Source organism: Streptomyces sp. NPDC006643 (assembly GCF_042870175.1).
In the GTDB taxonomy this organism is placed as follows: domain Bacteria; phylum Actinomycetota; class Actinomycetes; order Streptomycetales; family Streptomycetaceae; genus Streptomyces.
The window spans coordinates 1-19,979 of sequence record NZ_JBIAHA010000010.1; the positions used below are offsets into that span (position 1 = coordinate 1).

The 19,979-nt window shown below is 72.3% G+C and carries 19 protein-coding genes; 12 read left to right on the plus strand and 7 right to left on the minus strand.

The window, feature by feature from the left end; genetic code table 11:
• Positions 1-158 precede the first annotated feature (158 nt).
• The 4 genes from ACFYNU_RS15180 to ACFYNU_RS15195 form a co-directional block, all read right to left on the minus strand.
• Entirely contained in the window at positions 159-1,634 is a 1,476-nt protein-coding gene (locus ACFYNU_RS15180) for an alkaline phosphatase PhoX (protein ID WP_356592025.1), read from the minus strand.
• Positions 1,635-1,745: 111 nt separating this feature from the next.
• Positions 1,746-2,435, minus strand: a complete 690-nt coding sequence (locus ACFYNU_RS15185) for a gamma-glutamyl-gamma-aminobutyrate hydrolase family protein (RefSeq protein ID WP_356592027.1) — start codon at positions 2,433-2,435, stop codon at positions 1,746-1,748.
• Positions 2,436-2,538: 103 nt separating this feature from the next.
• Positions 2,539-4,002: an ethanolamine permease gene (gene eat, locus ACFYNU_RS15190; protein ID WP_356592029.1), complete on the minus strand. Its 1,464-nt coding sequence runs from the start codon at positions 4,000-4,002 to the stop codon at positions 2,539-2,541.
• Positions 4,003-4,256: 254 nt separating this feature from the next.
• A complete protein-coding gene (locus ACFYNU_RS15195; protein WP_356592031.1) occupies positions 4,257-4,994 on the minus strand; it encodes an FCD domain-containing protein in 738 nt (245 codons plus the stop codon).
• A gap of 93 nt (positions 4,995-5,087) precedes the next feature.
• Here ACFYNU_RS15195 and ACFYNU_RS15200 point away from each other — a divergent pair, with 93 nt between their 5' ends.
• From ACFYNU_RS15200 to ACFYNU_RS15215, 4 genes are read left to right on the plus strand one after another with little or no spacing between them, the layout of a single operon-like run.
• Positions 5,088-6,458 carry a glutamine synthetase family protein gene (locus ACFYNU_RS15200; protein WP_356592033.1) on the plus strand — a complete coding sequence of 457 codons (1,371 nt, stop codon included), beginning with the start codon at positions 5,088-5,090 and terminating at the stop codon, positions 6,456-6,458.
• Positions 6,459-6,469: 11 nt separating this feature from the next.
• A complete protein-coding gene (locus tag ACFYNU_RS15205) occupies positions 6,470-7,843 on the plus strand; it encodes an aldehyde dehydrogenase family protein (RefSeq protein ID WP_356592035.1) in 1,374 nt (457 codons plus the stop codon).
• A 3-nt stretch (positions 7,844-7,846) separates the two neighbouring features.
• On the plus strand, positions 7,847-8,650 hold the full coding sequence (locus tag ACFYNU_RS15210; RefSeq protein ID WP_356592037.1) for a 3-oxoacyl-ACP reductase: 804 nt from the start codon (positions 7,847-7,849) through the stop codon (positions 8,648-8,650).
• A 35-nt stretch (positions 8,651-8,685) separates the two neighbouring features.
• Complete coding sequence (locus tag ACFYNU_RS15215; protein ID WP_356592039.1) at positions 8,686-9,624, plus strand: DUF2510 domain-containing protein; 939 nt, start codon at positions 8,686-8,688, stop codon at positions 9,622-9,624.
• A gap of 7 nt (positions 9,625-9,631) precedes the next feature.
• Here ACFYNU_RS15215 and ACFYNU_RS15220 read toward each other — a convergent pair whose 3' ends face one another.
• Positions 9,632-10,834: an amino acid deaminase/aldolase gene (locus tag ACFYNU_RS15220; RefSeq protein WP_356592041.1), complete on the minus strand. Its 1,203-nt coding sequence runs from the start codon at positions 10,832-10,834 to the stop codon at positions 9,632-9,634.
• 184 nt (positions 10,835-11,018) lie between these two features.
• Between ACFYNU_RS15220 and ACFYNU_RS15225 the strand changes: the two genes are divergently transcribed.
• Positions 11,019-12,509: a hypothetical protein gene (locus ACFYNU_RS15225; RefSeq protein WP_356592043.1), complete on the plus strand. Its 1,491-nt coding sequence runs from the start codon at positions 11,019-11,021 to the stop codon at positions 12,507-12,509.
• Positions 12,506-13,747 carry a type VII secretion-associated serine protease mycosin gene (gene mycP, locus ACFYNU_RS15230; RefSeq protein WP_356592045.1) on the plus strand — a complete coding sequence of 414 codons (1,242 nt, stop codon included), beginning with the start codon at positions 12,506-12,508 and terminating at the stop codon, positions 13,745-13,747. The genes ACFYNU_RS15225 and mycP overlap by 4 nt, the downstream gene beginning before the upstream one ends.
• Here the strand turns inward: mycP and ACFYNU_RS15235 are convergent.
• Positions 13,722-14,432, minus strand: coding sequence for a serine hydrolase (locus tag ACFYNU_RS15235; RefSeq protein WP_356592047.1), 711 nt, complete (start codon positions 14,430-14,432; stop codon positions 13,722-13,724). The two genes, mycP and ACFYNU_RS15235, sit on opposite strands and share 26 nt — an antisense overlap.
• A gap of 74 nt (positions 14,433-14,506) precedes the next feature.
• Between ACFYNU_RS15235 and ACFYNU_RS15240 the strand changes: the two genes are divergently transcribed.
• Complete coding sequence (locus ACFYNU_RS15240) at positions 14,507-15,289, plus strand: SseB family protein (RefSeq protein WP_356592049.1); 783 nt, start codon at positions 14,507-14,509, stop codon at positions 15,287-15,289.
• Here the strand turns inward: ACFYNU_RS15240 and ACFYNU_RS15245 are convergent.
• Complete coding sequence (locus tag ACFYNU_RS15245) at positions 15,280-15,645, minus strand: DUF1844 domain-containing protein (protein ID WP_356592051.1); 366 nt, start codon at positions 15,643-15,645, stop codon at positions 15,280-15,282. The two genes, ACFYNU_RS15240 and ACFYNU_RS15245, sit on opposite strands and share 10 nt — an antisense overlap.
• A 355-nt stretch (positions 15,646-16,000) precedes the next feature.
• Between ACFYNU_RS15245 and infC the strand changes: the two genes are divergently transcribed.
• From infC to ACFYNU_RS15270, 5 genes are all read left to right on the plus strand, one after another.
• Positions 16,001-16,696, plus strand: coding sequence for a translation initiation factor IF-3 (gene infC, locus ACFYNU_RS15250; RefSeq protein ID WP_329080652.1), 696 nt, complete (start codon positions 16,001-16,003; stop codon positions 16,694-16,696).
• Between the two features lie 121 nt (positions 16,697-16,817).
• Positions 16,818-17,012: a 50S ribosomal protein L35 gene (gene rpmI, locus ACFYNU_RS15255; protein WP_023542859.1), complete on the plus strand. Its 195-nt coding sequence runs from the start codon at positions 16,818-16,820 to the stop codon at positions 17,010-17,012.
• A gap of 118 nt (positions 17,013-17,130) precedes the next feature.
• Positions 17,131-17,517 (plus strand): 50S ribosomal protein L20, encoded by a 387-nt coding sequence (rplT, locus tag ACFYNU_RS15260; RefSeq protein WP_023542860.1) that lies wholly within the window; start codon positions 17,131-17,133, stop codon positions 17,515-17,517.
• Positions 17,518-17,671: 154 nt separating this feature from the next.
• On the plus strand, positions 17,672-18,511 hold the full coding sequence (locus ACFYNU_RS15265) for an RNA methyltransferase (protein ID WP_356592054.1): 840 nt from the start codon (positions 17,672-17,674) through the stop codon (positions 18,509-18,511).
• 95 nt (positions 18,512-18,606) lie between these two features.
• A complete protein-coding gene (locus tag ACFYNU_RS15270) occupies positions 18,607-19,929 on the plus strand; it encodes an ATP-binding protein (RefSeq protein WP_356592056.1) in 1,323 nt (440 codons plus the stop codon).
• Positions 19,930-19,979: the final 50 nt, after the last annotated feature.

A 19,979-nucleotide genomic window follows, 5' to 3' on the forward strand; every position in this document is an offset into this window, starting at 1 on the left:
TGTTTTGCTGGGGTTGCGTGGGGGGGGGGGGGGGGGCGGGGCGGGCCGGCCCGCCCCCCCCCCCCCCCCCCCCCCCCCCCCCCCCCCCCCCCCCCCCCCCCCCCCCCCCCCCCCCCCCCCCCCCCCCCCCCCCGGCGGTGCTGTCCGGTGGCGGGCCGTCAGCGCTGGTGGCGCCAGGGGCCGGTGATGGCCAGGAGGATGCCCGGGTCCTGGATGCTCGCGTACAGCGTCTTGCCGTCGGGTGAGAAGACCACACCGGCGAACTCGCTGTACGAGGGCTCCTCGGCGGTGCCGTCGTTGCGTTCGCTGCGGGCGATCGGGTAGGTCCTGCCCGAGTCCGTCGCGCCGAACAGATGCTGGACGCCCTCGCCGTCCTCGGCCAGGATCACGCCTCCGTACGGAGACACCGTGATGTTGTCGGGGCCGTCAAGCGCGCCGTCCTTCGACGGGTCCTGGTTGACGCCGAGGATCAGCTTGAGAGTCAGCTTCCGACGGGCCGGGTCGTAGAACCACACCTGGCCGTCGTGCTGCTTCGGGCTCTCCTCACGGGCGTAGGAGGAGACGATGTACGCGCCGCCGTCGGCCCACCACATGCCCTCCAGCTTGCGGGCGCGCGTGACCTGGCCGTCCGTGAACTGCTCGCGCACCGACACCGTCCTGGCGTCCCGGTCCGGCACGGTCACCCAGTCGACGCCGTACACGGTCCTGGCCTTCGTGGCGCGCGACAGGTCGTCCACGAACCTGCCCCGGGAGTCGAAGCACTTGAACGCCTCCAGCACACCGGCGGTGTCGGAGAGGCCGCGCAGCTTGCCCCGCCCGTGGCGGAAGCCCTTCGGAGGGGTCCAGCGGTACAGCAGGCCGTTCGGCTCGTCGGCGTCCTCGGTGAGATACAGATGGCCGCGCCTGGTGTCGACCACGACGGCCTCGTGGTCGTACCGGCCGAGCGCCTTGATCGGCTTCGGGTGCTGGTTCGCGCGCCGGTCGTAGGGGTCCACCTCGAAGACATAACCGTGGTCCTTGGTCATGCCGTCCTCGCCGGCCCTGGTGGTGTCCTCCTCGCACGTCAGCCAGGTGCCCCAAGGGGTACGGCCGCCCGCGCAGTTCTCCTGGGTGCCGGTGAGGGCGACCCATTCGGTCACATGGTCGCCGTGCTTGGAGATCTCGACGACGGTGCAGCCGCCGGGGGCGGCGGGGTCGTAGGCGAGTCCCGGTGTCAGGGGTACGGGGAAGTCGACCTCGGCGCGGTCGCCGCCCAGCTCGTGGTTGACGACCAGGAGCGTGGAGCCCCGGGTGCCCGGGAAGGTGGCCGTGCCGTCGTGGCTGTTCGGGGTGGGCTCGCCGCTGTCCATCCTCGTGACACCGGCGTGGGTGACCACCTCGTACGAGAATCCGGCGGGCAGGGCGAGCAGCCCCTTCGGGTCGTCGATCAGCGGGCCGTAACCGGTCCTGCTGTCGAGCGCCCGGTCCGCGGACGGGGTGCCGGGCTCCTGGTCGCCGCTGGTGGCGGCGGTCGCGTCCGCGCTCTCCTGCGCGTAGGCGTACGCGCTGGCGGTCGACAGCACACCGGCGGTGCCGACGAGGGTCAGACCGGCGGCGGCCGACGTCTTGGAGAAATCTCTACGGGTGATGGGCACGTTCATCTCCTGGGGATGGGTGGTCCGACGGCCATGATGAATCGAGCCCGGCACACGGTTCCCTCCACCGGCGAACAGCACGTGAACGCGGCACCATCAACGCGTGCCGTCTCAGCCGTCGTCGCGCGCCGCCGCCATCAGCGCCGCCATCACCCGTACGTCCTGCCCCATCTCCGGATGCCACTGCACCCCCAGCACCCACCGGTCGTCCATCAACTCCACCGCCTCCACCGTGCCGTCGCCCGCGTAGGCCGAGACCAGCAGGCCCTCGCCGAGGCGGTCCACGGCCTGGTGGTGGGAGGTCGGGACATCCGTCTCCTCCGGGACCGCCGCCGCGTACCGGGTCCCGGGAACCGGCTTGACCGAGTGCTCGCCGAAGACGCCGACCGTCGCGGCCGTGTGGCCCTCCAGATGCTGGATGAGCGTGCCGCCGAGGGCGACGTTCAGCAGCTGCATACCGCGGCAGATCGCGAGCAGGGGTGTGCCGGACGCCAACGCCGCCTCGATCAGGGCGAGTTCCCACTCGTCCCGCTCCCTGGCCGGCGGTCCGGTACGGGGGTCGGGCTCGGCCCCGTACCGGACCGGCTCCACGTCCGGACCGCCCGCGACGACCAGCCCGTCGAGCCGGGCGACCACCGAGGCGGCGGTGGCCCACTCGTCCGGCGGCAGCATGACGGCGGCGCCGCCCGCGCGCTGGACGAGCCGGGGGTATCCGACGGGCAGCAGGGCGGCGGGCAGACTCCAGACGCCCCAGTTGGCCGACGCCTCCAGATACGTGCTGACGCCGATGAGCGGCTTCACTGAACGTTCCTCCGTTGTCGTGCTGTGCGGTTGTGCGGTTGTGCGGTTGTGCCGTGTGCCGTTGTGCTGTGCGGTCGTGCCCGTGCCGCTGTCGTGCGGGGTCTCAGTCCCGTTCCAGGTCGGCCTCGGCCGCCGCCAGCGCGGCGAACTCCTCCTCGGGCGCCGCCGCGACCAGCCGGTGCCGACTGTAGAAGGCGAAGTAGGCCAGAGCCACGACATAGACCCCGAGTGCGATGAACGCGGCGTCCTTGTCCACCAGGAACGTCGCCACCAGCGCCGACAGGGCCAGCGTGAACGCCACACCGGAGGTCAGCATGCCGCCCGGAGTCCGGTACGGACGGTGCAGACCGGGCTCGCGGCGCCGCAGCACCAGGTGCGAGAGCGCCATCAGGGCGTAGGAGATCGTGGCGCCGAAGACCGCGACGTTCAGCATCCGTCCGCCGTTGCCGCTGCCCGCCGCGAGGGCGAAGCCGATCGCGCCGGGTATCAACAGTCCGAGGTACGGCGCCTTGCGGCTGCTCGTCAGGGAGAGGAAGCGCGGCAGATAGCCGGCGCGGGAGAGCGCGAACAACTGCCGGGAACCGGCGTAGATGAGGGAGAAGAACGACGCCACCAGGCCCGCCAGGCCCGCGTAGTTGACGAACCGGCTGAGCGCCGTCGGCTCGCCGTCGCCCTGGAGGGCGACCACCAGCGGATTGCCCGCCTCCATGACGGCGGCGGAGCCGCGGGCACCCGTGGCCGCGAAGAACGTGATCAGCGCCAGCAGGACCAGGACGCCCATGGAGATCGACAGTGCCTTCGGCATCGAGCGGACCGGGTCCTTGGCCTCCTCGGCCGCCAGCGGCACGCCCTCGACACCCAGGAAGAACCACATGCCGAAGGGGAACGCGGCCCAGATGCCCAACAGCCCGTACGGCAGCCAGGAGTTCGCACCGAACGCGTCCTCCTGGACCGGGATGTCGTTGAGGCCGGAGCTGTCGAACTCGGTGAACGCGCCCACCGCGAAGATCAGCAGTGCGGCGACGGCGACGGCGGTCACGACCAGGCTGAAGCGCAGCGCCTCGCCGACACCCCAGAGATGGATACCGATGAAGATGGCGAAGCAGGCGAGATAGACCGGCCAGCCCGCGTCCAGCCCGAAGAGGTTCAGCGACTCGACGTAGTCGCCGATGAAGATGGAGATCGCGGCCGGCGCCAGGATGTACTCGATGAGGATGGCCGTGCCGGTCAGGAAGCCGCCCCAGGTGCCGAGCGCCCGGCGGGCGAAGCCGTAACCGCCGCCCGCCGTGGGCAGGATGGCGGAGAGTTCGGCGAGGGAGAAGACGAGACAGGCGTACATGACGCCCATCAGGAGGGTCGCGATGGCGAGTCCGCCGAAGCCGCCCTCGGCGAGGCCGATGTTCCAGCCGGAGAAGTCCCCGGAGACGACGTACGCGACGCCGAGGCCGGTCAGCAGCAGCCAGCCGGCGCTGCCGCGCTTGAGCGTACGGCGCCGCAGATAGGCCGCGTCGTCGGTGGAGTCCGACGGTTCGGCCGGTGGAATACGGGAGTCCGTGCCTTCGGCCATGAGCCGCTCCTGCCTCGGGTTGCTGCCACGGGTAAAGGTGTGAGGCCACACCATTGCGGCCGGAAACACCCCCGCGCAAGCCCTGTGCGTTAAGCGGCTGTTACGGACCCCGCACCCCGGACGGACGGGCCCGCGTCACCCCACCACCCCCGCTACCCCGCTCCCGCGCCGGGAATCCCCGCGGTCTCAGACCGGAAATCCCCGCGGCCTGAGACCGCAAACCCGCGCGGTCTCAGGCCGGAAACCCCGGGGCCTCACGCCAGGAATCCCCGCAGCAGCGCCGCCGTTCCGTCGCAGTGCTCGCCCATCGCCGCGCGCGCCGCCTCCGGGTCGCCCGCCAGCACCGCCGCCACCAGCGCCGTGTGCTGCCGCTGGGAGTGCTCCAAGTTCCTCACCAGCAGCGGAATGCAGTCCAGCAGATCGTTCACCGTCGCGCGTACGGACGCGTACTGCTCGGTCAGCCGCGCCGAGCCCGACAGCTCCGCGAGCGTCAGATGCAGCAGCGTGTCGAGCCGGCGGTAATCGGCCAGCGGAGCGTCGTGCGTGGCCGCCAGCGCCGTACGCAGCCGGGCCGCCCCCTCCTCGGTCAGGCCGTGCGCCGCGCACAGGCCCGCCGCGCCGACCTCCAGCACCTCGCGGAAACGCAGCACGTCCTCGATGTCGACGCCGGCGACCCGCCGCCGCAGCTCCTCCTCGACCCCCCGCACCGGGGTGTCGGGCCGGGGCAGGACGAACGTGCCGCCGTAGCGGCCCCGCCGGCTCTCCACCAGCCCCTGGTCGGCCAGGACCTTCAGCACCTCGCGCAGCGTGACCCGGCTGATCCGCAGCCGCTCCGCCAACTCCCGCTCGGCGGGCAGCCGTTCACCGCCCGCCACCAGACCGAGGCGCAGCACCTGCATGATCTGCTCCAGCGCCTCCTCGAAGCCGTTGCCCGCGCGGACGGGGCGCAGGACGGGCGTCAGCCGGTCCGCCGGCTCACTCCTGTTCGTCACATCCTTCTCCGCCACGTCGCCGTTTCCCCTTCCCAAGCAATGGTCTCGCGGAATACCTTAAGGTCCCCGGCTGGCCGATGGAGGAGTTGTCCCGTGGCAGACCGCACACCCCCGCTCTCCGTCGAGGAACTGCGCGCCCTGGTGGCGAACGGCGAGATCGACACCGTTGTTCTGGCCTTCCCCGACATGCAGGGCAGACTCCAGGGCAAGCGGTTCGCCGCGGCGTTCTTCCTCGAAGACGTCCTGGACCACGGCACCGAGGGCTGCAACTACCTCCTCGCCGTCGATGTCGAGCTGAACACCGTCGAGGGCTACGCGATGGCCTCCTGGGACCGGGGTTACGGCGACTTCGCCATGCGCCCCGACCTCATGACCCTGCGCCGCGTCCCCTGGAACGAGGGGACGGCGATGCTCATCGCCGACCTCGCCTGGAACGACGGCTCACCCGTCGTCGCCGCGCCCCGCCAGATCCTGCGCCGCCAGCTGGAGCGCCTCGCCGAGCACGGCTACACAGCGCACGTCGGCACTGAGCTCGAGTTCATCGTCTTCAAGGACACCTTCGAGCAGGCCTGGGACAGCGGCTACCGCGGCCTCACCCCCGCCAACCAGTACAACATCGACTACTCCATCCTCGGCACCGGCCGTATCGAGCCCCTGCTGCGCCGGATCCGCAACGACATGACCGCCGCCGGACTGACCGTCGAGTCCGCCAAGGGCGAGTGCAATCCGGGCCAGCACGAGATCGTCTTCCGTTACGACGAGGCCCTGCTCACCTGCGACCAGCACGCCATCTACAAGACCGGCGCCAAGGAGATCGCCTCCCAGGAAGGCGTCTCGCTCACCTTCATGGCCAAGTACAACGAGCGCGAGGGCAACTCCTGCCACATCCACCTCTCGCTCCAGTCCGCCGACGCACCCGGCACGAACGTCATGGCGGGCGACGACGCCCACGGAATGTCTCCCGTGATGCGCCACTTCCTGGCCGGCCAGCTCGCCGCCCTGCGTGAGTTCTCCCTGCTGTACGCGCCGAACATCAACTCCTACAAGCGCTTCGCGCCCGGCTCCTTCGCCCCGACCGCCGTGGCGTGGGGCAACGACAACCGCACCTGCGCGCTGCGCGTCGTCGGCCACGGCCGCTCCATGCGCTTCGAGAACCGGCTGCCCGGCGGCGACGTCAACCCCCACCTGGCCGTCGCGGGACTGGTCGCCGCCGGTCTGTACGGCATCGAGCACGAGCTGGAACTCCCCGAGGCCTGCACCGGGAACGCCTACACCTCCGAGTACGCGCAGGTCCCCACCACCCTCCGCGAGGCCGCCGACCTGTGGGAGCACAGCCCCATCGCCAAGGCCGCCTTCGGGGACGAGGTCGTCGCCCACTACCTCAACCTGGCACGCGTCGAACTCGCCGCCTACGACGCCGCCGTGACCGACTGGGAGCTGCGCCGCTCCTTCGAACGCATGTGAGGAACACCGCCGTGCCCGACCAGCCCCACGCCCACCAGATCCTCAACCCGGCGACCGAGGAGGTCGTCGCCACCGTCCCCGCGACCGGCGCCGCCGAGGTCGACACGGCCGTCCTACGGGCCGCCGGCGCCCAGCGCCGGTGGGCGGCGGCAGCCCCCGCCGACCGCGCCAGGCTGCTGCGCCGCTTCGCCGCCGTCGTCGACGGCCATCTCGAAGAACTCGCCCGGCTGGAGGTCGAGGAGGCGGGCCACACCCTCGGGAACGCCCGCTGGGAGGCGGGCAACGTCCGCGACCTTCTCGACTACGCCGCCGGGGGAGTGGAGCGCCTGACCGGCCGTCAGATCCCGGTCGCGGGCGGGCTCGACATCACCCTTCTCGAACCGCTCGGTGTCGTCGGCGTCATCGCCCCGTGGAACTTCCCCATGCCCATCGCCGCCTGGGGCACCGCGCCCGCGCTGGCGGCGGGCAACGCCGTACTCCTCAAGCCCGCCGAGACCACCCCGCTGACCGCGCTGCGGCTGGCCGAACTCGCCCTGGAGGCGGGGCTTCCGGAGCATCTGTTCCAGGTGCTGCCGGGCGCCGGGGACATCACCGGCCGGGCACTGGTCGAACACCCGGGCGTCGCCAAGATCGTCTTCACCGGCTCGACCAGCGTCGGCAAGGAGATCATGGCCCGGGGAGCGGGGCTCCTCAAGCGCGTGACGCTCGAACTCGGCGGCAAGAGCCCCAACATCATCTTCGCCGACGCCGACATCGAACGCGCGGCGGCGGAAGCCCCGATGGCCTTCCTCGACAACGCCGGACAGGACTGCTGCGCCCGTACCCGCATCCTCGTCCAGCGCACCGCCTACGACCGGTTCCTCGAACTCCTCGCCCCCGCCGTGCGATCGGTGGTCGTCGGCGACCCGTCGGACGAGAAGACCCAGATGGGACCGCTGATCTCGCGCGTCCAACTGGAGCGCGTACGCGGGTACGTGCCCGAAGACCGGGCGGCCGTACGGGGCGCCGCACCCGACGGGCCGGGCTTCTGGTTCCCGCCGACCGTCCTCACCGATGTCGCCGCCGACGACCCCGCCGTGACCGAGGAGATCTTCGGCCCGGTCGCCGTCGTGATCCCGTTCGACGACGAACAGGACGCGATCCGGCTCGCCAACGACACCGCCTACGGGCTCTCCGGCTCCCTGTGGACCCGCGACATCGGGCGCGCACTGCGCGTCTCGCGCGCCGTCGCCGCCGGCAACCTGTCCGTCAACTCCCACAGCAGCGTGCGCTACTCGACCCCGTTCGGCGGTTACAAGCAGTCCGGCGTGGGGCGTGAACTGGGCCCCGACGCACTCACCGCGTTCACCGAGACCAAGAACATCTTCATCAGTACGGAGGCCTGACCCATGCCCGACGAGATCAACCAGGGCGCCGAGACGCCCGTATGCCGCCGGCTGGTCGGCCGTACCGCCGTCGTCACCGGCGCGGGCAGTGGCATCGGTCTCGCCACCGCGCGCCGGCTCGCCTCCGAAGGCGCGAACGTCGTGTGCGGCGACATCGACGAGACGGCGGGCAAGGCGGCGGCCGACGAGGTGGGCGGCCTCTTCGTACGAGTCGACGTCACCGACGCGGAGCAGGTCGACGCCCTCTTCAAGAAGGCGTTCGACACCTACGGCAGCGTCGACATCGCGTTCAACAACGCGGGCATCTCACCGCCGGAGGACGACTCGATCCTCACCACCGGCATCGACGCGTGGCGCCGGGTCCAGGAGGTCAACCTCACCTCCGTGTACCTCTGTTGCAAGGCCGTCCTCCCCTATATGCGGCAGCAGCGACGCGGCTCGATCATCAACACCGCGTCGTTCGTCGCGACCATGGGCGCGGCCACCAGCCAGATCTCGTACACCGCCTCCAAAGGAGGCGTCCTCGCCATGTCGCGTGAGCTGGGCGTGCAGTTCGCCCGCGAGGGCATCCGGGTCAACGCGCTCTGCCCCGGGCCGGTCAACACCCCTCTGCTGCGAGAGCTGTTCGCGAGCGACCCCGAGCGGGCCGCGCGGCGGCTCGTGCACATTCCGGGCGGGCGGTTCGCCGAGGCGGACGAGATCGCGGCGGCGGTGGCGTTCCTCGCCAGCGACGACGCGTCGTTCGTCAACGCGACGGACTTCATGGTGGACGGCGGCATCGGCGGCGCCTACGTGACACCGCTGTAGGTCCGTCCCCGGGGGACACGCCCTAGGGTGACGGGATGAGCATGACGACGCCGCCCGGCTGGTACGCCGACCAAGGTGTACCCGGTACCGAGCGCTGGTGGGACGGGAACGCCTGGACCGCGCACACCCGGCCGGCCGGCGGGATCGTCCCTCCGTACCAGCAGGGGTATCAACAGCCGTACCAGCAACCGCCGGTGCCCCCCGGCCCCGGCCCCGCTCGTGGTCGAGGCCGGGTCGTCGCCGTCGTAGCCGCCGGGCTCGTGCTCGTTCTCGCGGTCGTCGCCGGTGTCACGCTGCTGCGCGACGACGGTACGAAGACCGCGCCCCGTGCCACCGGGACCGGAGCCACCACCGAGCCCGCGCCCGGCCCCTCGGACGGCACCGGCGAGGCGAGCCCCGGCGCCGACCCCACCGTGCTCGTCGACCAGCTCAACGGCATCACCCTGCCCATCCCGGACGGCTGGGAGAAGTCGGACAGAGCCGTCGACCGCACGATCACCATGACGACCGTGGCGGACCGCGAGTGCCCCGGCGAGTCGAACCGCTACTGCCCCTACGGCCGCGTCATGTCCTTCACCGCCACCCGCACCGACGCGGCCACCGCCCAAGCCCTCGCCGAGGAAGACATCCAGGACGCCTCGGACGCCCTGTACGACGAGGACTCCCTCGGCACCACCCTCTACGGAGGCGTCACGTCGCACACCGTCGTCAGGTCCGGGGCCGTCACCGTCGCCGGGCGCACCGGATATCTGGTGCGCTGGAAGGTCAGGACGGCCAAGGGCCCCGGCGGTTACGTCCAGTCCCTGGCCTTCCCCTCGACCATCGGCGCCGAGTCACTGATCACCGTCCGGTTCGGCTTCGACGCGGGACCGGACGGCCCGCCCCTCAGCGGCATGGACACGATCACCCAGGGCATCCGCCGGATCGGCGGCACGACGGGCGGCGGCGTCGGCAGCTCCATCGGCCCGTCCTGACGCCCTCTCAGAGGAACGTACGACCCTCGCCCCGGTACGTCGGCACCGTCGCCGTCACCCGGTCCCCCTCGATCAGCAGCAGCTCGTCGAAGCGCTCGCACAGCTCCCCGGCCTTCGCGTGCCGGAACCACACCCGGTCGCCGATCAGCAGATCGTCGGCGGCGGACCCCAGCAGCGGCGTCTGCACCTCGCCGGGCCCCTCCTGGGCGTCGTACCGCAGCCCCTCCGGCAGATACGGCTCCGGCAGCCGGTCCCGGCCCGGCGCGCCCGACGCCGGATAACCGCCGCCCAGGACGGTCACCACACCCACACCCGGCCTGCGCACCACCGGCTGTGCGAACAGCGCGGCCGGCCGGCCCGTGAACGACGTGTAGTTGTCGAACAGCCGCGGCACGTACAGCCCCGAACCGGCCGCGATCTCCGTCACCGAGTCCTCGGCCGCCGTGTGCTGCACACTGCCCGTGCCGCCGCCGTTGACGAACTCCAGCTCCGGCGCCACCAGCCGCACCGCGCGCACCACGGCCCTGCGCCGCTCGGCCAGCTCCTTGCGCGCGGCGGACTGCATCAGCCGTACCGCGCGCGAACGCAGCGGCCTGCCGGCCACCGAGTCGCCGACACCGGCCACATGCCCCTCGTACGCCATCAGCCCCACCAGCCGGAAACCGGGCCTGCGGGCGATCGACCTGGCCAGCTCGGCCAGTTGCGCCGGCTCACGCAGCGGCGAGCGCCGGGCCCCGATCCGCACCCGGCCGCCGAAGAGATGAAGCGCCGTGTCCAGCTCCAGACAGACCCGGATCTCCTCCGTGCCGCCCGCCCGCGCGAGGTCGACGAGATCCAGCTGCGCCGGATCGTCCACCATCACGGTCACGGCCGCCGCCAGTTTCGGATCGGCGGCCAGCTCCGCGAACGCGGCCCGGTCCACCGACGGATAGGCCAGCAGCACGTCCTCGAAACCGGCGCGCGCCAGCCACAGCGACTCCGCCAGGGTGAACGACATGACGCCCGCGAAGCCCTCGCGCGCCAGGACCCGCTCCAACAGCGCGCGGCAGCGCACCGATTTGCTGGCGACCCTGATCGGTTTGCCCGCCGCGCGGCGGACGAGATCGTCCGCGTTGGCGTCGAAGGCGTCGAGATCGACCACGGCGAGCGGGGCGTCCAGATGTGCGGTGGCCCGGTCGTACCGGGCCCTGTCGGCGGCGCGGGGAGTCATCGTCCGAGCTTGCCAGACGGGCTTACCCGACGGTAGGGGGATGTTCTGGTCAGATCCGCCCGGACCTGCGGAGCTGTTCCCGCGGGGTGCTCTCCAGCCCGTAGAGTGACGCCCACGCGGCGACGAACGGGCCTGCCCCGGACGGCGATCCGTCGTGCACAGGGCCGTGATCACAGGGGGGCGGATGAGTACCGAAGCGAGGCGCGCGCCCGTACCGCCCCGCCCCACCGGTCCACCGCCACCGTCGGGACCCCCGCACAACCGGCCTCCCACGGGCCCCGCCGAACCCGTCAGCACCACCGAGGCGACCGGCTCCGAGCCCGCCGCCGACGGCTCACGGACGCCCGCCCCGCGGCAGGGCGCGGCACCCGCAGCGGCCCCCACGGCGACACCCGGCGGGGCGCCCGCCGCGATATCGGGCGGACCCTCCGGCGGGTCCTCGGGCGGGCAGCCCGCCATACCTCCGCTCCCGGCCGGACCGCCGCCCCGGCGACCGCCCGCCCCGCGCATGCCCGCCGCACGGCGAGCCGCCCCGCGCGGCACCGTGCCCCCCGACGAGGACACGGCGCGGCTGCGCCCCGTACCCCGGGCCGTACCCCAGGCACCGCCCGCCGGGACGCTCCCGCCCCGGCCCACCCGGCCCCCTGAGGCGCCGGCAGCACCGCGGCCGTCCGCGCCGACCTTCGGGACCACCGGCACGGCGCTGCCGCCGCCTCCGCCCGCGTACAAGATCGCGCGCGAGACCCCGCAGCGCCCCGACGAGCAGCCCGCCCGGACCCAGCGCAGGCCGGTCGGCTCCGTCGACCTCGGCCGTCCCGCGGGCAGTGGCCGGCCGCCCGTGCCGCCGCCCTACCGCTGGCCGGTCGAACCGCCCCTGACCCCCGCCGAGACGACCACCCGGCTGCGTCCGGTGCCCGCCCGGCACCCGGCCAGGACGGCCGGCGCGATCGTCTGCGTGGTCCTCGGCCTCGGCCTCATCGGCGGCGCCGTCACCGGCAGTTGGCTGACCGGCGACTCGTCCGCCGACCCCGCGTCGGACACCGGCTACGCGCCGCTGCGCACGCTGTGGCACAGCACCCCCGTCGACACCTTCTTCCCGCCCACCCTCACCGGCGACGGCGCAGGTCCCGGCGGCGCCGACCGGAGCTGGACCAGGGTCGCGGTGGCACCCGACAGCGGCTGTGCCGACGCGCTCGACCCGCTCCTCCTCAAGACGCTGCGCACGGTCGGCTGCGAGCGCGTCCTGCGGGCGACGTACACGGACGCGACCAACACCGGCGTCATCACCGTCGGCCTGGTCTTCACGGAGGCCGAGCCGGCGGCCATGAAGGCGCTGGGCGCCCGGTTCACCGACGAGAAACTGACCGAGCGCACCGACCTGATGCCCCGCACCTATCCGGTGCGGGGCACCGTCGCCGCGGACTTCGGCAGCGCGCAGCGCGCGAGCTGGACGGTGAGGGTCCTCGATCAGGCACCGGTCGTCGTCTACGCCGTCTCCGGCTTCGCCGACGGACGCCGCGTCCCCGACCCGCAGCCCGTCGACAAGGCCACCGCCGAAGGCGCGAAGACCGCCGCCGCCCAGTCCGGGCTCGGCCACGACGCCGCCGGCATCGCCGACGGGATCGAGACCGCCCTGAGCGGATCAGTCAGCACGGCAACGGAGCCCTCCGGATGACGACACCTCCGCCGGCGACCCCACGGCGTACACCGGCGGCCGGACTTCCACGGCGTCGCCCCCACCGTTTCGCGGCCACCCTCGCCGCCGCTTCCTTTCTGGTCGCCGTCCCCGCGACACCCGCCCACGCGGACGTCATCCGCGCCCAGCAGTGGGCCCTCGAAGCGATGCACACCGACGAGGCGTGGCGCACCACCAAGGGCGACGGCATCACGGTCGCGGTCCTCGACACCGGCGTCGACCCCACCCACCCCGACCTCGCGGGGCAGGTCCTGACCGGCAAGGACCTCATCGGCTTCGGCGCCAAGAGCGGCGACCGCGCCTGGGCGCGCCACGGCACCGCCATGGCGGGCATCATCGCGGGCCACGGGCACGGCCCCGGCCGCGACGACGGGGTGCTCGGCATCGCCCCCGAGGCGAAGATCCTGCCGGTCCGCGTCATCCTCGAAGGCACCGACCCGGACCGGTCCAAGGCCCGTAAGTCGCGCGGCGGTTCACTCGCCGACGGCATCCGCTGGGCCGCCGACAACGGCGCCGACGTCATCAACCTGTCTCTCGGCGACGACAGCGAGTCGGCCCACCCCGAGCCCGGCGAGGACGCCGCCGTCCAGTACGCCCTGTCCAAGGGCGCCGCCGTCGTCGCCTCGGCCGGCAACGGCGGCGAGAAGGGCGACCGCATCTCGTACCCGGCCGCCTACCCCGGCGTGATCGCCGTGACGGCCGTCGACCGCTACGGCACCCACGCAGCGTTCTCCACCCGCCGCTGGTACGCCACCGTCAGCGCACCCGGCGTGGACGTCGTCATAGCGGACCCCGACCGCCGCTACTACGAAGGCTGGGGCACCAGCGCCGCCGCCGCCTTCGTCTCCGGCGCCGTCGCCCTCGTCCGCGCGGCCCACCCCGACCTGCGCCCCGCCCAGATCAAGAAACTGCTGGCCGACACCGCGCGCGACGCCCCGGACAACGGCCGCGACGACTCCACCGGCTACGGCATCGTCGACCCGGCCGCCGCGATCGAGGCGGCCGGGACGCTCGACACCGGAAGCGCGGACACGAAGGACAAGGCCACCGGCTACACGAAGCGGTACTTCGGCCCCGGTCCCGCCGACACCTCGGATCAGTCCGAGCCGGCCGCCTGGCTCGCCCCGCTCGCGGGCGGTCTCGGCGCGCTGCTGCTGGCCGGCGCGGTGGTGCTCTGGCGTGGCGGCCCTGTCATCGGCCGCCGCCGGCCGCGCTGACGGCGGCCCGCGCCGCCGCCTCGACCAGGGCGATACCCGCGTCCTTCGTAGGATGCCCGCCCGACAGGACGGCCACGAGCAGGTCGCGGTCGCCCGCGGTGACGCGGCCGACCGAGTTGACCACCCACAGCCCGGTGGCGCTCAGCGGCAGCCAGCCGTTCTTGAGCGCGGGCGCGGTGCCCGCCGCCGAGACACCCCACGCCTGGTCCGGCACCACACGGGTCATGAGATCCACCACGAAGGCGCGCGAACGCTCGTCGAGCGGCGACGGCCCACCGCCGAACACGGCGTCCAGCAGCGCCAGTTGATCCGTCGCCGTGGTACGCGTGAGGCCCCACTCGCGCCGCGCCACCGACTCACGCAGACCGAGCCGCCGATGGGCCGCGTCCAGTTCGCCGGGACCGCCGATCGCCGTCAGCAACTCGGTGGCTGCGTCGTTATCGCTGCGCCCGATCATCACGGCGGCCGACGCGCGCTCCTCGGGCGTCGGCCCGCGGCCGGTGTCCTGGGCGCGCAGCAGCAGCGCGGCGAGGATGCCGAGCTTGACGACACTGGCGGTCGGACGGGTGGTGTCCGGACCGTGGCGGTACGCCGTGGTGCGGCCGGTGACCGTGTCGCGTACGGCGACGTCGTACGTGACGTTCCCGTCGGCCGCCGCGACGAGCGGTCCGCTGTGCGCGTTCATGGTGTCGCCCCCCTCGGTCGCCGATTCCGCCCTCCGTCGGAGGGCGGCGACAGCACGCCGACTACCCTCGACCCGTGGCTCTCAAGAACATTCCCGATTCCGGTTTCTCCACCGACGACGGCACCGCCGACCCTGTCCTGACGCAGGCCCTCGCCGAGTGGTCCGGGGACCGGACCGCCGAGCCGCGCGTACTCGCCGCCCTCAAGGGCGCCCGGCTGCTCGTCCCCGTCGTCGCCGTCCTCGGCGAGACCGAGGAGGACGAGCACGGGCTGCGCCGCGAGAAGAACAGCGACATGGCCGTCCCCACGCTCCGGGCCGGTGACCGGCGCGCCCTGCCCGCCTTCACCTCGACCGCGTCGCTGGCCCGCTGGGACCCGGCCGCGCGCCCCGTCGCCGTACCGCTGCACCAGGCGCTGAGCGCCGCCGCGCACGAGAAGGCCGACACCGTCGTCATCGACCTGGCGGGGCCCGTGCCGTACGAACTCACCGGACCCGCCCTGTTCGCGCTGGCCGAGGGCCGTACCAGCACCGACCCGCTCGACGACCCGGCCGTCGTCACGGCGGTGAAGGAGGTGGTCGCCGCCGAGCCCTCCGTACTGAGGGCGCATCTCGGCCCGGGGGAGGCGGACGGCACCCTCGCGCTCGTGCTGCTGCCGGACGCCGCCCCGGCGGACGCGATCCGGCGGATCGCGGGCGCGCTGGCGGCCGACGACGTACTGAGGGCCCGCCTGGTGCGCGGCCTCGACCTGGCACTGCTGCCGGCCGCCGCCACACCCCCGGGCGAGCCCTTCTACGTACGCGACCGGCCCGTGTCCGAGCGGACTGTGCCCGACCCCTCGCTACCCGATCAGCCGTAGACGGGGCCCGTGTACTTCTCGCCGGGGCCCTGGCCCGGCTCGTCCGGGACCAGCGACGCTTCGCGGAAGGCCAGCTGGAGCGACTTCAGCCCGTCGCGCAGCGGCGCCGCGTGGAAGGAGCTGATCTCGGTCGCGCTCGCGTCCATCAGCCCGGCCAGCGCCTGCACCAGCTTGCGGGCCTCGTCCAGGTCCTTGTGCGCCTCGCCGTCCTCCGTGAGACCGAGCTTCACCGCGGCGGCGCTCATCAGATTCACGGCGACGGTCACGATCACCTCGACGGCCGGGACCTCCGCGATGTCGCGGGTCATGGCGTCGAAGTCGGGGGAAGAGTCCTGGGGGGACGGCGTGTCGCTCATGCCGCACACGATAGGCCCAGGGGCGCGGGCCGCTCGGCGGGTCCCCGGCGGTTAGCGCCATCCCCGCCGTGCTGCTAACCTTGTGTTACGACCGGTCGGACACGCGTGTGGCCGACCCACAAGTGGAGGCTCCGTTCTCCCACCTGGCTGCCCCTCGGGGCGGCGGGTCACCGGTCAGGTGGCGCCCATCGTTCCGTACGGACGATGGAGCCGCCCGATGCGCGCCCCGCGGTTCGACGCGGCGGTGTTCCGGTATTCATGGAGCTCCCGCCTGTGTCCCGTCCGGGGCATTTTTCGTTACTCCCCGCGGTTGGTCTGTCGAAACAGACGTTACGCGGCTGTCTGCCAGACAGTCGTGTGGTGCTACCGAGGAGGATCCATCAGCGCTGAGCCCCGCATTAACGACCGGATTCGTGTTCCCGAGGTCCGCCTTGTCGGCCCCAGCGGCGAGCAGGTCGGCATCGTGCCGCTTGCGAAGGCCCTGGAGCTCGCGCAGGAGTACGACCTGGACCTGGTCGAGGTCGCGGCGACCGCCCGTCCGCCCGTGTGCAAGCTCATGGATTACGGGAAGTTCAAGTACGAGTCGGCCATGAAGGCCCGTGAGGCGCGCAAGAACCAGGCGCACACGGTCATCAAGGAGATGAAGCTCCGGCCGAAGATCGACCCGCACGACTACGACACCAAAAAGGGTCACGTCGTCCGGTTCCTCAAGCAGGGCGACAAGGTCAAGATCACGATCATGTTCCGTGGTCGTGAGCAGTCCCGTCCGGAACTGGGCTTCAGGCTGCTCCAGCGGCTGGCGTCCGACGTCGAGGAGCTCGGCTTCATCGAGTCGAACCCGAAGCAGGACGGCCGGAACATGATCATGGTTCTGGGCCCGCACAAGAAGAAGACCGAGGCCATGGCCGAGGCTCGCGAGGCCCAGGCGGCCCGCAAGGCCGAGCGCCAGGGCTTCGCGCCCGACGACCACGTGGACGAGTCCCCGGACGCCACGCAGGCTCGTGCGAACGCCGAAGCCGAGGCTCCGGCCGAATCGTCCTCCGACGCGTGACCCACGGGGTGGCCGGCCAGGCACCCCCGGGCTCCGCCCGGAAGATCCAGATAGCGAACTGACGCTCCCAAGGGCCGGTCCGACCGGCCGGGAGCGCCACTGACGAGGAGAGAACGGCGCTATGCCGAAGAACAAGACGCACAGCGGTGCCAGCAAGCGCTTCAAGATCACCGGCTCCGGCAAGGTGATGCGTGAGCGTGCCGGCAAGCGCCACCTGCTCGAGCACAAGTCGTCGCGAGTGACCCGGCGCCTGACCGGCACCGTCGAGCTGGCCCCGGGCGACGCCAAGAAGATCAAGAAGCTTCTCGGCAAGTGACGTCGCGGCCCCCGGTGACGGGGGCGCGACGCAAGGACCGGGACCCAATTCGTTTCCGGGCCGGGTGAGCGGTGACTGACTCCCGCTGAAACCGGCCCCGCTACAAGGAGTTAAACAAGTGGCACGCGTCAAGCGGGCAGTCAATGCCCACAAGAAGCGCCGGGCGATTCTCGAGCAGGCCAAGGGTTACCGCGGCCAGCGCTCACGTCTGTACCGCAAGGCCAAGGAGCAGGTCACTCACTCCCTGGTCTACAACTACAACGACCGCAAGAAGCGCAAGGGCGACTTCCGCCGGCTGTGGATCCAGCGGATCAACGCCGCCGCCCGTCAGAACGGCATGACGTACAACCGCCTCATCCAGGGTCTGAACGCCGCCAACATCGAGGTGGACCGCAAGATCCTGGCCGAGCTCGCGGTCAACGACGCCAACGCGTTCGCCGCGCTGGTCGAGGTCGCCCAGAAGGCGCTCCCGAGCGACGTCAACGCCCCGAAGGCCGCTGCCTGATCCCCTGCCGGATCACGGTCACGGATCACGGAGCAGAGCACTTCCCGCCGGACCCGCAGGCACCGCGCCTGCGGGTCCGGCGCGTTCCACCCTCCGGCCACGCGCGCGTGCCTCCCCTCCTTTCTACGTCCGCAACTGAAGCGAGCCGCCGCCCATGGGCACCCCCGAGCTGATCTCTCCGCGTTCCCCCCGTGTCACCGCCGCCCGGCGGCTCGCCAGACGGGCCTTCCGCGGCAAGGAGCGCCGGTTCATCGCCGAGGGCCCGCAGGCCGTACGCGAAGCGGTCGGACACCGGGGCGAGGACGGAGTGCCCACGCTGATCGAGCTGTTCACCACCGTCGAGGCCGCCGAGCGGTACGCCGACATCGTCGACGCCGCCCGCGCCGCCGGGGCGCAGGTGCACCACGCGGACGCCGCCGTCGTCGCCGACGTCTCCCAGACCGTCACCCCGCAGGGACTCCTCGGCGTCTGCCGCTTCCTGGACACACCGTTCGAGTCCGTCCTGCGGGCGCGGCCCCGTCTCGTCGCGGTCCTGGCGAACGTGCGCGACCCGGGCAACGCGGGCACCGTGCTGCGCTGCGCCGACGCGGCGGGCGCCGACGCCGTCGTCCTCACCGACGCGTCCGTCGACCTCTACAACCCCAAGTCGGTCCGGGCGTCGGTCGGTTCGCTCTTCCATCTGCCGGTCGCCGTCGGCGTCCCCGTCGAAGAGGCCGTGACGGGCCTGCGGGGAGCGGGAGTCCGGGTCCTGGCCGCCGACGGGGCGGGCGACGACGACCTCGACGACGAGCTGGACGCGGGCACCATGGGCGTCCCGACCGCCTGGATCTTCGGCAACGAGGCGTGGGGGCTGCCGGCCGAGACCCGGGCGCTGGCGGACGCCGTCGTACGCGTCCCGATCCACGGAAAGGCCGAGAGTCTGAACCTGGCGACCGCCGCGGCCGTATGTCTCTACGCCTCGGCTCGGGCGCAGCGTGTGCGCATCGGGAGCTGAGGGGGTCCGCGCAGTCACCTTGAGCGATGAGAGCTAGTAGGGTGACGGACACGTCGGGGGCCCACTGTGCTCCTCGGAAGAGGTGGGATGCGGGCATGACGGTCGGTGCGAGCGGGTCGGCCATCACACGGGGACCCGTCAGGCCCGAGCCCGGCGGCGCCGGCCCCCCGGACCCCGGCGAGGACCCACGGCAGGACCCGGCACGGGATCCCGGCGCAGACCTCGGAACAGACTTCGGCCCGGACGTTGGACCGGACCTCGGACCGGGCCCCGAGACGGACGTCGGACCGGACGCCGGGACGGACGCCGGCACCGGCCTCGCGGCCGGCTTCGGGATCGATCCCGACGACCTCCCCGACGGTCTTGTCGTCGCCGACGAGACGGGCCGCGTGATCTGCTTCAATGCCGCCGCCGCCCGTATCACCGCCGTCCCCGCCGCCGACGCCGTCGGCAGCCCGCTGGAGCGCGCGCTGCCCCTCGAAGACCTCGAAGGCCGCCGCTGGTGGGCGCTCACCGATCCGTACGGCGGTCTCCTCACCCGCTTCGGCCAGCCCGAGCGCAATCTCCTGCTGCCGGGCGGCCGTGAGGTCCTGGTCTCCGCCCGTTACGTGCGCACGCACCCCCAGGGGCCCGTACGCCGCCTCGTCATCAGCATCCGCGGCACCGAGGCCCGCCGCCGTACCGAACGCAGCCACGCCGAGCTGATCGCGACCGTCGCACACGAACTGCGCTCCCCGCTCACCTCCGTGAAGGGCTTCACGGCGACGCTGCTCGCCAAGTGGGAGCGGTTCACCGACGACCAGAAGCGCCTCATGCTGGAGACTGTCGACGCCGACGCCAACCGCGTCACCCGGCTGATCGCCGAACTGCTCGACATCTCCCGGATCGACTCGGGCCGCCTCGAAGTGCGCCGCCAGCCGGTCGACATCGGCACCGCCGTCGGACGTCACATCCAGTCGATCACCGCGTCCGGCCAGTCCCCGGACCGTTTCCTCGTACGGATCCAGCAGCCGCTGCCCGACCTGTGGGCCGACCCCGACAAGATCGACCAGATACTCGGCAACCTCCTCGAAAACGCGGTGCGCCACGGCGAGGGAACTGTCACGATCGAGGTGGCACCCGCCCAGGTCAAGCACGTCGACCACGGGCACGCGGAGCACACCCACGCCGACGGCGGCGCGAAAGGAACAGCGGTCACCGTGAGCGACGAAGGCCCCGGCATCCCCGAGGAGTCGATGGCCCGTGTCTTCACCCGCTTCTGGCGGGGGAGCAAGCGCGGTGGCACGGGCCTGGGGCTTTACATCGTCAAGGGCATCGTCGAGGCGCACGGCGGGACGATCACCGTAGGTCGCGGACCCGGCGGCGGCGCCCAGTTCCGATTTATTCTGCCCGTCGGCGCCCCCGCTTATCTGAAATAGACTTCGCCACGAAGTGTCAGGTAGAGCGGTGGTGGGTGACGGGCAGGCCT

Coding starts and splice junctions, on each gene's coding strand:
- eat (WP_356592029.1), bottom strand. CDS start 4,002: ATGGCCGAAGGCACGGACTCCCGTATTCCACCGGCCGAACCGTCGGAC.
- ACFYNU_RS15210 (WP_356592037.1), top strand. CDS start 7,847: ATGCCCGACGAGATCAACCAGGGCGCCGAGACGCCCGTATGCCGCCGG.
- ACFYNU_RS15215 (WP_356592039.1), top strand. CDS start 8,686: ATGAGCATGACGACGCCGCCCGGCTGGTACGCCGACCAAGGTGTACCC.
- ACFYNU_RS15220 (WP_356592041.1), bottom strand. CDS start 10,834: ATGACTCCCCGCGCCGCCGACAGGGCCCGGTACGACCGGGCCACCGCA.
- ACFYNU_RS15225 (WP_356592043.1), top strand. CDS start 11,019: ATGAGTACCGAAGCGAGGCGCGCGCCCGTACCGCCCCGCCCCACCGGT.
- mycP (WP_356592045.1), top strand. CDS start 12,506: ATGACGACACCTCCGCCGGCGACCCCACGGCGTACACCGGCGGCCGGA.
- ACFYNU_RS15235 (WP_356592047.1), bottom strand. CDS start 14,432: ATGAACGCGCACAGCGGACCGCTCGTCGCGGCGGCCGACGGGAACGTC.
- ACFYNU_RS15245 (WP_356592051.1), bottom strand. CDS start 15,645: ATGAGCGACACGCCGTCCCCCCAGGACTCTTCCCCCGACTTCGACGCC.
- rpmI (WP_023542859.1), top strand. CDS start 16,818: ATGCCGAAGAACAAGACGCACAGCGGTGCCAGCAAGCGCTTCAAGATC.
- ACFYNU_RS15265 (WP_356592054.1), top strand. CDS start 17,672: ATGGGCACCCCCGAGCTGATCTCTCCGCGTTCCCCCCGTGTCACCGCC.
- ACFYNU_RS15270 (WP_356592056.1), top strand. CDS start 18,607: ATGACGGTCGGTGCGAGCGGGTCGGCCATCACACGGGGACCCGTCAGG.